The following is a 13,111-nucleotide window of genomic DNA, read 5'->3' on the forward strand; positions in this document are numbered from 1 at the left end:
AAAATTTATTTAGGGAGTTGGAAATGTTCATTCAAGGACTGTTCAGCTCTCGCGGCCTGGAAGCTCACAACCCTCATCGGTACATACACCACCTGCATCTTGTTTGGACGAGCTGCCGCTTATCATGGTGAAAGGTGAACGTTCATCCCATGCTTTTTGAAGCGCATCATGAAATACTTCCTCCGGCTGGGCACCAGAAACAGCAAATTTTCGATCAAATACAAAGAATGGCACACCCTGAACACCCAACTCAGCGCCTTCGGCTTCATCAGCTCTAACTTCGTTGGTAAAACGGTCACTGGCTAATATAGCGGCCGCTTCCTTTGGATCCAAACCAACTTCAGTAGCCAGCGCTACCAGCACTTCATGATCCCCTGTATGCTTGCCTTCGATGAAAACAGCCTGGAACAAACGCTCGCTCAGCTCCAGCATTTTGCCTTGTGTTTGAGCCCAAAGAGTTAAGCGGTGAGCATCAAGAGAGTTTGTTGGCACCATGCCATGAATATTATAATCAAGACCCGCAGACCGTGCGTTTTCGTTCATTCGATCATTCATAGCCTGAGCCTCTTGCAGACTGACCCCATATTTTGCTGATAGTTCTTCATTGATCGTTTTACCACTATCTCTCACAGCACTCGGGTTCAATTCGAAACTTTTAAATGTCAATCGCACCTCATCGCGATGTGAGAATTGCTGTAATACTTGCTCCAAACGGCGTTTGCCAATATAACAGAACGGACACATATAATCAGACCAAACTTCGATATTCATCAGGAAAAAGCCTCCATGTATACGTATTTTATTGAGTAACCGGGAGTAGTGCTCCCCCCTTTAGAATGTGTATAAAGGTGAAACTTCATTAGTTACAATAAGAATTATAAAGCTAAAACATTCAACGTGCAAATAATTAATGCTTGTCAAAAAATTAATGCTATGATATTTTATATGTGTAACCGGTTACACAATTGGAGTTGAACCTACACTATGACAACAATTAAAGAAGTCGCCACCTTTGCAGGGGTTTCCGTAGCGACCGTATCCAGAGTTATTAATGAGACTGGATATGTGCACGAGGATACACGGCGAAAGGTTGAGGCTGCTGTGAAGCAGTTAAATTACAAGCCCAATGAAGTTGCACGTTCTTTGTATAAAAAGAAATCCAGATTAATCGGCCTTCTGCTGCCGGATATTACGAACCCTTACTTTCCCTTGTTAGCTCGTGGGGTGGAGGATCGAATGCAGGAAAATGATTTTCGAATCATTTTCGGTAATAGTGATGAAGATCGCCAAAAAGAATTGGATTACATGGATACTTTTGTTCAAAATAATGTCGTTGGTGTTATTTCTTCTACCAATGATCCCGATGCCGATTGTTACGCCAAACTGAAGATCCCGGTCGTTTTTCTCGATCGAACTTCCAGTGACAGCCTCTCCGTATATGCGGATGGAGCCCATGGCGGTTGCTTGGCTGCTCAAGAAATGGTTGCCCGCGGCAGCAAACAAATTACAGTCATGCAGGGCCCTGCACATATTCGTCCTGCACAAGACCGTTTTCGCGGGGCGGTTGAAGAGCTTCAGCAATCTGGGATTACTTACCATGTGGTCGAGACAACGTCCTTTTCGTTCAAGGAGGCCGAGTCATGGGCCAAAGAGCTGTTTAGCAAGTATCCGGATACCGACGGAGTTATCGCAAGTAACGATATCGTGGCTACAGCGGTGATGCATGAGGCACATAGATTAGGAAAAAAAATCCCGAATGATGTTCAAATTATCGGGTTTGATGATATACCATTAAGCAGTTTGTTATTCCCGCCTTTGTCAACGATCCGACAACCTGCTTATGAAATGGGCTGGGAAGCAGCAGGACTACTCATTCAGTTGATTGAGCAGTCACAAGTAACGAAGTCAAGCGTACCTAATCTTCATTCGAAAGTACTTACCTATTCAAGCATACAATTGCCCGTCAAATTTATAGAACGGGAAACGACGAGAAAGGTGGATTATGATGGCTAAAATTTCGATTATCGGAAGCAGTTCTATGGATCTCGTAGTTACTTCGTCCAAACGTCCCGGTGCTGGTGAAACGGTATTGGGTGAAAGCTTTACAACCGTACCTGGAGGTAAAGGAGCCAATCAGGCAGTAGCCGCAGCACGACTCGGAGCGGACGTTACGATGGTTGGACGTGTAGGGGATGACCATTTTGGAGAACAGATTTTACGTAATTTTGAAGAAAATCATGTTCATACTGGCTATGTGAAACCGGTTACACATATGGAAAGTGGTACAGCGCATATTGTACTAGCTGAAGGTGATAACAGTATTGTCGTGGTAAAAGCAGCAAATAATGAAGTGACACCCGCCTATGTGGAAGAAGCACTTAACGTCATTCGAAGTTCGGATATTGTGTTAATTCAACAGGAAATACCATCGGAAACGGTTGTTTATGTAAGCGAAATTTGTGCGAAGTACCAGGTACCATTGTTGCTGAATCCAGCGCCGGCTCGTGAGGTGGAAGACAGCGTAATTGCGAATGCGACCTACATTACGCCTAATGAGCATGAAGCTGCCATTATGTTTAAGGATATGAGCCTTCAAGAAGCGTTGCGCAAATATCCCAACAAGCTGTTTGTGACTGAGGGCAGCAACGGTGTACGGTTCTTCGACGGAGAACAGGAAGTCGTGGTTCCTACTTATAAGGTAGAAGCGGTTGATACAACAGGTGCAGGAGATACGTTTAACGCTGCTTTTGCAGTGGCACTGGCTGAAGGAAAATCGCTGGCAGACAGTGTGAAATTTGCTAATCGTGCTGCGTCATTGTCCGTTACCAAATTTGGAGCCCAAGGTGGAATGCCAACCCGTCGTGAAGTGGAGGAGCAAATATAATATGAAGAAACTTGGAATCCTAAACAGTCATATATCCAAAATACTGTCAGATCTCGGCCACACAGACTATATTGTCGTGGCTGATGCCGGCTTACCTGTTCCTGAAGGCGTTACCAAAATTGATTTGGCCCTTAAACTGGGTGTTCCATCTTTTCAGGACGTCGTTGATGTCATTGCAGCAGATATGGTGATCGAAAAAGTAACGCTGGCCGAAGAAATCAAACAAGAAAATGAACAAGCATTGCAGTATATTATGCGCAACTTTGCAGGGGAGCAATTAGAACATCCACAGATTAATACGCAGGCTGCCGTCATTGAGTTTTGCTCTCATGAACAATTCAAGGAGCTGACCCGTTATGCGAAGGCGGTCATTCGTACAGGAGAGGCTAAGCCATTTGCCAATTGTATTTTGCAGGCAGGAGTTCATTTTGGATAAATCAATGTTGAATAAAAAGGAGGGTACAGCATGCAGATTCAAATGAAAGGAATTCACAAAGCCTTTGGAACCAATCAGGTACTGAGTGGTGTTGACTTTGATCTTCGTGAAGGAGAAGTACATGCCCTCATGGGTGAAAATGGTGCAGGAAAATCAACGCTGATGAATATTTTAATCGGACTGCATCGACGAGATGAGGGAACGATCATCATTGACGGCCAGGAAACCTATTTTGCTGACCCCAAAGAAGCGGAGCAAAAAGGAATTGCTTTTATTCACCAGGAACTGAATGTGTGGCCGGAGATGACCGTGCTGGAAAATCTGTTTATCGGCAAGGAGCTGACATCCAAGTGGGGCTTACTAGATAGCTCCAAAATGAAAGCGCTAGCAAACGAACAATTCAGCAAACTTTCGGTAAACCTTCCATTGAACGGTGAAGCAGGCGAGTGTTCAGTGGGCCAACAGCAGATGATTGAAATTGCCAAAGCACTCATGACTGATGCTAAAGTTATCGTGATGGATGAGCCGACAGCCGCCTTAACCGAACGGGAAATTCAGAAGCTGTTCGAGGTTATTACTTCCTTGAAAAAAGATGGTGTTTCGATTGTGTATATTTCACATCGGATGGAGGAGATATTCGCGATCTGTGATCGGATTACCATCATGCGTGACGGGAAAACGGTGGATACTCAGGCGATTCCCGATACGAATTTTGATGAAGTTGTACGGAAAATGGTGGGTAGAGAGCTGACTGAACGCTACCCGGTAAGAACGCCTGTTTTGGGAGAAGTGGTGCTGGAGGTCAAAAATGCTTCGCATAAAGGGTTATTTGAAAATGTGAATTTCACTGTACGATCTGGGGAAATTGTAGGTTTTTCAGGCTTGATGGGCTCGGGGCGGACTGAGATCATGCGGGCGTTATTTGGACTGGATGCTTTGGATCGTGGTGAGATTCATGTGCGTGGAAAAAAAGTGTCTATTCGCAAGCCGGATGACGCGGTGAAACTAGGGATTGGCTTCATTACAGAAGACCGAAAAGATGAGGGCTTGGTGCTGGATTTTTCCATCCGGGAAAATATGGTGCTGCCAAATCTCTTCAGCTTTACCTCAAAAGGATTTATATCAGGCAAAAAAGAATTGGATTTTGTCAACACTCTAATTAAGCGCTTACAAATTAAAACCCAATCGGGTGAGACAACGGTTCGCAGTTTGTCAGGTGGTAATCAGCAAAAGGTGGTTATTGCCAAATGGGTAGGTATTGGTCCGAATGTACTCATTCTTGACGAACCGACGAGAGGTGTGGATGTGGGAGCCAAGCGGGAAATCTACCAGTTAATGAACGAGCTGACCGAACGTGGAGTCGCGATTATCATGGTATCCTCGGAACTCCCTGAGGTACTCGGCATGAGCGATCGTATTGTCGTGGTGCACGAGGGAAAGATCAGCGGAGAGCTGAGCAGGGAAGAAGCCACACAAGAAAATATTATGACGCTAGCTACAGGAGGACAGTAATATGACAACTATGAATGAATCAAAAAGCAGCAAAGGCTTTCAAATGTCACAAATCACACAGAAGCTTGGCCCGTTGTTGGGACTCATTATTTTGGTGATCATCGTATCGGTCTTAAATCCCAGCTTTTTGGAACCGCTTAATATTTTGAACTTATTGCGCCAGGTATCTATTAATGCGTTGATTGCGTTCGGTATGACCTTCGTTATTCTCACAGGCGGAATTGATTTGTCAGTCGGCTCCATATTAGCACTATCCAGTGCGTTTGTCGCAAATATGATGCTGGCCGGGTTCGATCCTATTTTGGCGATTATCATCGGTTGTGCATTGGGCGGCGTGATGGGGATGGTCAACGGCTTGATGATTACGAAAGGTAAAATGGCTCCGTTTATCGCTACTCTAGCAACCATGACCATTTTCAGAGGATTAACACTCGTTTATACCAACGGTAACCCTATTACAGGACTCGGAGACAGTCTGGTATTTCAATTGTTCGGACGTGGCTATCAGTTCGGTATTCCGGTACCAGCGATTACGATGCTCATTACCTTTGCTGTCCTATGGATCATTTTGCATAAAACACCATTCGGACGTAAAACGTATGCCATTGGTGGTAACGAGAAGGCTTCGATTGTATCTGGTATTAAAGTACCACGTGTAAAAATTTGGATTTACTCTCTGGCTGGAATGCTTTCGGCATTGGCGGGAGCTATCTTGACTTCACGTTTGAACTCGGCGCAACCGACAGCGGGTACTTCTTATGAACTGGACGCCATTGCGGCTGTCGTATTAGGTGGAACAAGCCTCTCGGGAGGACGCGGACGAATCGTAGGTACATTAATTGGTGTGCTTATCATCGGTACGCTAAACAATGGCTTGAACTTGCTGGGGGTTAACTCTTTTTATCAAATGGTGGTAAAAGGGATCGTCATCGCTATTGCTGTATTGATTGACCGTAAAAAATCCGCATAATACACCTAATCTGCGTAGAAGGAGACACATAAATATGAAAAAGCTTACATTAATCATGACTGCCTTGCTGCTCCTGCTCATGACAGGGTGTTCCTTGGAACCGCCCGAGTGGGCGAAACCTAAAGCGGCCGCAAACCTGAAGGACATTAAAATCGGCTTGTCGATCTCAACGCTGAATAATCCATTCTTCGTCTCTCTCAAAGACGGAGTTGTGGCAGAGGCCAAAAAACAAGGAATGCAGGTTATTGTTGTGGATGCACAAAATGATTCGGCGAAACAAAGTAATGATGTGGATGATCTGATTCAACAGGGAGTAAACGCGTTACTTATAAATCCGACAGATTCGTCGGCCATCTCCACAGTGGTACAATCAGCGAATGCATTGAACATCCCGGTTATTACACTGGATCGTTCTGCTGACAAAGGAGACGTAAAAGCACTCGTCGCTTCAGACAACGTAGAGGGAGGACGAATGGCTGCCAGATATGTGATTGATCAAGTTGGAAAAGGTGCCAAAGTGATTGAGCTGGAAGGTGTTCCTGGAGCATCCGCTACCCGTGAACGTGGCAAAGGCTTCCATGAAGTAGCAGATAAGGATCTGAAAGTCATAGCCAAACAATCGGCAGATTTTGATCGGACTAAAGGTTTGAACGTGATGGAAAATCTGCTGCAAGGCAACCCGGACGTTCAGGCTGTATTTGCCCACAATGATGAAATGGCGTTGGGTGCTATCGAAGCAATCCAAAGCTCAGGTAAGAACATTCCAGTCATCGGTTTTGACGGTAACGAGGATGCGCTCAAATCAATTAAGGAAGGGAAACTGACAGCCACTGTAGCTCAGCAACCCGAGCTTATTGGACAATTGGCGGTGCAGGCAGCCAAGGATGTACTCCAAGGTAAAACCGTGAAAGCATCAATTCCTGCTAAGCTGGAGTTGGTGGACCAATCGAAATAAAATGGGTACTTGGCCCGACATATTAAGCTATTCGGACTGATGCTGTAATGCGCATCAGTTCTTTTTTTTGGCTATTCTACGATGACGATACATACACATAAATGGAAGTTTTTTATTTTTGTATTGTAAGAAGAGACGGTAAAAGATAGAATAACAATTATATGATAATGAGAATCACTATCATATTATGAATTGTATATATCTAAGGAGGACGTATATTGTGCAACAAAGGTACAGATTAAAATGGGAATCCACGCTTTGTCTTGTGGTTCTTTTGATGGTTGTATTGAGTGCATGTGGAAACGCAGCTAACAACAACCAGACAAACGACAAGATCAGCACTAATGATCCTTCCGGGCAATCCAAAACGGTTGTCATGCGCGAATATACTGATGCCACTGGCAATAAGATCAGTATCCCTGCAAATCCACAGCGAGTCGTCACGACACAATATTTGGATGCGATGCTGGCCTTGGGAGTTAAGCCTGCGGGTGCTGCTTCCCATTTGCTGGAAGGCAACTATTTAAAAGATAAGATTGACGGAGTTGCGGATATTGGGAACCCGACAAATGTAGAAAAGGTGCTGGAGTTACAACCGGACCTGATCATCACAACAGAATATACCACGCCAGAAGTGAAGGAGCAGCTGGAGAAAATTGCTCCAACCGTAGTCGTTTCGTTTGGGGAAGGCGATGTATTTGAGCAACTGCGGAATGTCGCAGCCGTGCTGGGTAAGGACAAGGAAGCCGAGCAGTGGATCGCTAGTTTCAACAAAAAGGCTGAAGAAGGTCGAAAGAAGCTGGCTGGAAAATTCAAAAAAGATGAAACGGTTACGATTTATATGGCCTACGATAAGAATGTGTTAAGGGTATACGGAGCGCGAAATGTAGGACATGTTATTTACCGTTCACTGGAATTGAATCCTCCTGAGTACATACGCCAAAAGCTGGCGAAGGACCCGAGATTTAATTATGTTTATGATGTTATTTCAATGGAAAAGCTGCCTGAACTGTCAGGAGACCGAATTATTATGCTGGTATATGATGAAGCAAGTAAGGACGGAATGCTTAAGCAAATTGAGCAAAGCGCATTGTGGAGAAATCTCCCGGCTGTCAAAAACCACAAAGTGTATTTCATCAAAGCCGATCCGTGGTTTACGTACTCACCGCTAGCCGTTGACCAATCACTCGATGAGGCCGTTAAAATGTTTTCCGTTGATCCGAAGTGATCAGTTCAATTGATATTAGAAAGGAGAAGTCATGACTATGCTTAGACGATTTTTTGAATACTACCGTCCTTACCGGACTTTATTCATCATTGATTTCTCTTGTGCCTTGCTGGCCGCACTACTGGAGTTGGCTTTTCCGCTTGCAGTCAACCGGGTGGTCGATGATTTGCTGCCCAGCGGAAACTGGAAATGGATTTTATATGCCTGCCTAGCTCTACTCGGTATTTATGTCATAAGTGCTGCCCTGAATTACGTGGTTACCTATTGGGGGCACAAGCTGGGCATTAATATCGAATCGGACATGCGTAAAAAGCTGTTTGATCGGGTGCAAAAGCAATCTTTCCGTTTTTTTGATAATAACAAAACAGGGCATCTCGTCTCTCGTATGACCAACGATCTGATGGATATCGGGGAAATTGCTCACCACGGGCCCGAAGATTTGTTCATCGCGTTGATGACGCTGGGCGGGGCGTTCGGTATTATGCTCAGCATTAATTGGAAGCTGGCTGTGCTGACATTTATTATTGTACCGCTGATGATTTACTTGTCCTTATATTTTAGTCGCAAAATGAATGCTGCTTTCCATCGTATGTTTTCTGATATTGCGGATTACAACGCCCGGATTGAAAACAACGTTAGCGGTATTCGCGTTGTTCAAGCTTTCTCCAACGAAGCACATGAAATGGAACGTTTTGCTGAAAATAACGGTCGGTTTCGTAAAACGAAGCTGATCGCTTACCGGATTATGGCCTGGAATTCCTCGATTAGTTTTATACTGATGAAGCTGGTTTCATTGTTTGTGCTTGTATGTGGAACATGGTTTGTTATTCAAGGGCAGATGACCTACGGGGAATTTATCGCATTTGTGATGCTGTCCAATGTATTTCTCGCACCAATCAAACAAATTAACTCCGTCATTGAAACATATCCCAAAGGGATTGCCGGCTTCCGACGTTACCTGGATTTGTTGGAAAGTGAATCGGATGTAGAAGATTTGCCAGGGGCCAAGACCGTTAGCCATCTTACCGGAGATATTCAATTTGAAGGTGTAACGTTTGGTTACGAGAACAAAGATAAGGTATTACGCAAAGTGGACCTATCTATCCATGCGGGTGAAACCGTAGCACTTGTGGGGCCTTCAGGAGCAGGTAAAACGACACTTTGCAGTTTGTTGCCTCGCTTCTATGATGTCGAGGAAGGTAACATTACTATTGATGGAATGGATATCCGTGAAATGAGGCTGGAATCGCTGCGATCCATGATTGGTATCGTACAGCAGGATGTTTTCCTCTTTGATGGAACGATTCGTGAAAATATTGCTTACGGTAAACTTGATGCTTCGGAAGAAGAAATCTGGGATGCTGCTCGTCGAGCTCAGATTGAAGACCTTGTTCGCTCATATCCGGATGGTCTGGATACAATGATCGGTGAGCGAGGTGTGAAGCTCTCCGGTGGTCAAAAGCAACGTTTGTCTATTGCACGGATGTTCCTTAAAAATCCACCAATTCTCATTTTAGATGAAGCGACATCAGCATTGGACACAGAGACAGAAGCTGCTATTCAGCAGGCGCTGACAGAGCTATCCCAAGGCCGTACGACACTCGTTATCGCGCATCGTCTGGCAACGATCAAAAATGCTGACCGTATTATTGTAGTTGCAGATCAAGGGATTGCCGAGCAAGGCAGACACGAAGAGTTATTAGCAGTAAAAGGGGCATATAGCCGCCTGCACCAAGCTCAATATGGAACGTAAATAGGTCGATATGACGCCGTAAATAGAGAGAGGAATGAACGAGTTTGACAAAGAAAATGTGGATTGTGATAATGCTTCTGTCTGTCATTTTAGTTCTTACCGCCTGTAGTGAAAATGTAAAGCAACCGGATGAAAAGCAGAATCAAACTTCTAGCGAACAAAAGTCAGAGGAAATGAAAACAGTCAAAACGATTCACGGAGATATTAAGATACCGGTTCACCCTCAGCGGATTGTAGTAGATATGTACCTGAATGATTTATTAGCACTAGGAATTAAACCTGTGGGAAGTGTTAAATATTATCTGGAAAATCCGTTTTCGAAGGATCTTGTACAAGGCATTGCAAGCATTGGAGACCGCGGTAGTGTATCCATTGAAAAAGTATTGGCTCTACAGCCGGATATGATTCTGATTGGTTCCAAAGATGCTTCTGAATATGAAAAATATAGTAAAATTGCTCCGACCATAGTCATTCCTTATGGAACGTATAAAAATGTGCATGAGGAACTGACAGCTTTTGGTGAGCTGCTTGGAAAAGAACAGGAAGCCAAAACATGGCTTGCCCAATACGATCAGCGGATGCAGGCCGCACGTGATAAGCTAAAGGGAATTATTCAGCCTGGGGATACGTTCACCGTAATGGAAGCTTCGGATAAAGAATACTATGTCTATGGTGATAATTTTGGCAGGGGAGGACAGGCCGTATACAGAGGACTCAATTTGACACCTCCGCAGCTTGTCCAAAAAGAATTATTAGGTGAGACTCAATGGAAATCGGTGTCAAAAGAAGTCATTAATCAATATGCAGGCTCTTATATCTTGCTGACGGTTAACAAGGATTTGAGAGGTTACGAAGGAGACAGCATATGGAAATCACTGAAAGCGGTCCGGCAAGGTAAGGTTTTTGAGCTCCAGGAGGATCGATATTGGTACTTCGACCCGATTGCCATTGTAGGACAAGCTGAGGAAATCGCAGATATGATCGTCCAGCGGAATAAAGAGAACGCCGCACAGAAGTAATCGCTTCGGTGTTGTTCGCAGCCCTTTGGTATTTATGCCGAAGGGCTTTATTTTTTCACAATAGGGTAGAGCATTAGGCATTCCTCGAAATTTGCTATTGAAGCTATTGCCACATTAATTTACAATAGTAAAGATTGCGTGATAATAATTCTCATTATCAACATCATCTTCAACACAGTTCGTGATAGCTACATACTATTCAACAGTAAGGGTGAACAATAGTTATGAAATTATCAGAATCATCAGATGGCCCCGCTCAAAGTAAACATAACCAGTCGCCGACTCAATTCCACTCGCGACCTTGGGCGGCTTCGCTTATCCTGACAGTTGGGCTTGGACTTTTAGCGTTCGGTATCGCGCTATCCCTATCTTTTGGAGCAGCCTCTATTAGGCTAGAAGAGGTGTGGAACGCTGTTTTTCACTTTAAACCCGAGTTACAAAACCATCAAATTATTTGGGAAATCCGTCTACCTCGAATTCTGGGTGGGGTTTTAATCGGAGTTTGTTTTGCCGTAGCAGGGGCAATTATGCAGGGAATGACTCGAAATCCCCTTGCTGACTCGGGCTTGCTTGGACTGAACTCGGGAGCCAGCTTGGCGATGGCGATTTGCTTTGCCCTTTTTCCCGGATCTTCCTTTTTACAATTGATGTTGTATTCCTTTGTTGGTGCAGCTCTGGCTGTTGTGATGGTATATGGTACAAGCTCCATATCTAAATCAGGGCTCACGCCAGTTCGTCTTGTATTGGCGGGCGCAGCTGTCACGGCATTGTTGTCTGCCTTAGGAGATGCAATCAGTTTGTACTTTAATGTTGGACAGGATTTGGCCTTTTGGTATGCCGGAGGGCTTAGTGGAACCAAGTGGGTTCAGCTCGGTATAGTTTTGCCTTGGGTTGTGGCAGCTTTTATCGGCGCTCTCATGTTGTCGCGCTCTATTACGCTGCTTAGTCTGGGAGACGAAATTGCGTTGAGTCTTGGTCAGCGAACCGGGGTGGTAAAGGTAGTCGGAATGATTCTTGTTCTGATTCTGGCGGGTGCAGCGGTGTCGTTGGTTGGTTCTATAGGTTTCGTAGGATTGATTATTCCCCACATAACCCGCAAGCTGGTTGGCGTCGATTATCGCTGGATTATTCCATGCTCGGCCATTATGGGAGCTTTACTCATTGTGTTTGCCGATCTGGCAGCCCGTATGATTAACGCACCTGAGGAAACACCGGTGGGCGTACTTATTGCCTTAATTGGGGTTCCATTCTTCCTTTATCTGGCACGTAAAGAAAGGAGGGCACTGTAAGATGAATAACGTTACGAATGGGGCTATTGCCAAAGCTAGTCATCGTAAAAAAATCCATGATTGGATGGTTGTTGTCATTCTACTCGTATTGCTCATTGCTGCGTTCACCATAAGTGCGAATACGGGAACCATCCGGCTTTCGCCAATGGAGCTGTTTAGAACCTTGTTTGGACAAGGGACTCCACAGCAGGAATTAATCCTATTTGAATTCCGATTGCCACGAATGGTTATTTCCCTTCTAATCGGTGCAGGTCTCGCTGTTTCTGGCTGCATCATGCAGGGGGTTTCGCGTAACGGTCTAGCGGACCCTGGTATTCTGGGGATTAATGCGGGCGCCGGGTTGATGGTCATGCTGTTTGTATTGCTTTTTCCATCTATGCAAACTACGAATTCATTGTTTTTACTTCCTGCTCTTGCGCTGATTGGATCAGGAGCAGCTGCTATTCTGATCTACGCACTTTCTTACAAGAAAGGCGAAGGAATTTCCCCAACAAGGCTACTGCTAAGCGGGATTGGCGTAGCGGCGGGTATCAGTGCTGCGATGATCATTATGACTCTTAAGCTGACACCTGAAAGTTACACGTTTGTAGCTAATTGGTTAGCAGGAAGCATCTGGGGCTCAAACTGGAAATTCGTAATGGCTCTATTGCCTTGGCTGATTGTATTGCTTCCTTTCGCATACTACAAAGCAAATGTGATGAATGTGCTTAATCTGGGGGATCAGACGGCATCGGGGTTGGGTACACCTATCGAGAAGGAACGTATTCTCCTTCTGGCTGCTGCGGTAGGACTGGCCAGTTCTAGTGTTTCGGTTAGTGGCGGTATCGGCTTTGTCGGTTTGGTGGCTCCGCATTTGGCGAGAAAGCTGGTGGGTCCGAAGCATAAAATGCTGCTGGTAACCTGTGCTTTAGTCGGAGCACTCCTGGTACTTGTAGCGGATACGATCACACGATCCTTACCTTTACAGAAAGAAATTCCGACAGGTTTGATTGTAGCCATCCTTGGTGCGCCATATTTCTTATATCTGCTGAGTCGCTCCAAAGGGTAACATCACGAAAGAATACC

The 13,111-nt window shown here is 44.9% G+C and carries 12 protein-coding genes; 11 read left to right on the top strand and 1 reads right to left on the bottom strand.

Features of this window, described 5'->3' with window-relative positions:
- Nucleotides 1–42 precede the first annotated feature (42 nt).
- Nucleotides 43–771, bottom strand: coding sequence for a DsbA family oxidoreductase (locus tag AC5ELV_RS21475; protein ID WP_493431793.1), 729 nt, complete (start codon nucleotides 769–771; stop codon nucleotides 43–45).
- Nucleotides 772–984: 213 nt separating this feature from the next.
- On the opposite strand from AC5ELV_RS21475, the gene AC5ELV_RS21480 reads away from it, so the two are divergent.
- The 11 genes from AC5ELV_RS21480 to AC5ELV_RS21530 all read left to right on the top strand — a co-directional run bounded on the left by AC5ELV_RS21480 (nucleotide 985) and on the right by AC5ELV_RS21530 (nucleotide 13,094).
- Entirely contained in the window at nucleotides 985–2,013 is a 1,029-nt protein-coding gene (locus AC5ELV_RS21480; protein WP_493431794.1) for a LacI family DNA-binding transcriptional regulator, read from the top strand.
- Nucleotides 2,006–2,884 (top strand): ribokinase, encoded by an 879-nt coding sequence (gene rbsK, locus AC5ELV_RS21485; protein ID WP_493431795.1) that lies wholly within the window; start codon nucleotides 2,006–2,008, stop codon nucleotides 2,882–2,884. The genes AC5ELV_RS21480 and rbsK overlap by 8 nt, the downstream gene beginning before the upstream one ends.
- Before the next feature lies 1 nt (nucleotide 2,885).
- Nucleotides 2,886–3,320, top strand: a complete 435-nt coding sequence (gene rbsD, locus AC5ELV_RS21490; RefSeq protein ID WP_493431796.1) for a D-ribose pyranase — start codon at nucleotides 2,886–2,888, stop codon at nucleotides 3,318–3,320.
- Nucleotides 3,321–3,350: 30 nt separating this feature from the next.
- Nucleotides 3,351–4,832: a sugar ABC transporter ATP-binding protein gene (locus tag AC5ELV_RS21495; RefSeq protein WP_493431797.1), complete on the top strand. Its 1,482-nt coding sequence runs from the start codon at nucleotides 3,351–3,353 to the stop codon at nucleotides 4,830–4,832.
- A gap of 1 nt (nucleotide 4,833) precedes the next feature.
- On the top strand, nucleotides 4,834–5,802 hold the full coding sequence (locus AC5ELV_RS21500; RefSeq protein WP_013310465.1) for an ABC transporter permease subunit: 969 nt from the start codon (nucleotides 4,834–4,836) through the stop codon (nucleotides 5,800–5,802).
- 34 nt (nucleotides 5,803–5,836) lie between these two features.
- Nucleotides 5,837–6,757 carry a ribose ABC transporter substrate-binding protein RbsB gene (rbsB, locus tag AC5ELV_RS21505; protein ID WP_493431798.1) on the top strand — a complete coding sequence of 307 codons (921 nt, stop codon included), beginning with the start codon at nucleotides 5,837–5,839 and terminating at the stop codon, nucleotides 6,755–6,757.
- Nucleotides 6,758–6,977: 220 nt separating this feature from the next.
- Nucleotides 6,978–7,985: an ABC transporter substrate-binding protein gene (locus AC5ELV_RS21510; protein ID WP_307345401.1), complete on the top strand. Its 1,008-nt coding sequence runs from the start codon at nucleotides 6,978–6,980 to the stop codon at nucleotides 7,983–7,985.
- A 37-nt stretch (nucleotides 7,986–8,022) separates the two neighbouring features.
- The gene (locus AC5ELV_RS21515; protein ID WP_493431799.1) at nucleotides 8,023–9,738 is read left to right on the top strand and encodes an ABC transporter ATP-binding protein; all 1,716 of its coding nucleotides are present in this window, start codon (nucleotides 8,023–8,025) and stop codon (nucleotides 9,736–9,738) included.
- A 71-nt stretch (nucleotides 9,739–9,809) separates the two neighbouring features.
- The gene (locus AC5ELV_RS21520) at nucleotides 9,810–10,757 is read left to right on the top strand and encodes an ABC transporter substrate-binding protein (protein WP_493431877.1); all 948 of its coding nucleotides are present in this window, start codon (nucleotides 9,810–9,812) and stop codon (nucleotides 10,755–10,757) included.
- A gap of 224 nt (nucleotides 10,758–10,981) precedes the next feature.
- Nucleotides 10,982–12,046, top strand: coding sequence for a FecCD family ABC transporter permease (locus AC5ELV_RS21525; RefSeq protein ID WP_307345391.1), 1,065 nt, complete (start codon nucleotides 10,982–10,984; stop codon nucleotides 12,044–12,046).
- A gap of 1 nt (nucleotide 12,047) precedes the next feature.
- Nucleotides 12,048–13,094, top strand: coding sequence for a FecCD family ABC transporter permease (locus AC5ELV_RS21530; RefSeq protein ID WP_190299421.1), 1,047 nt, complete (start codon nucleotides 12,048–12,050; stop codon nucleotides 13,092–13,094).
- The last annotated feature ends 17 nt before the right edge of the window (nucleotides 13,095–13,111 follow it).

Source organism: Paenibacillus sp. NMA1017 (assembly GCF_058895805.1).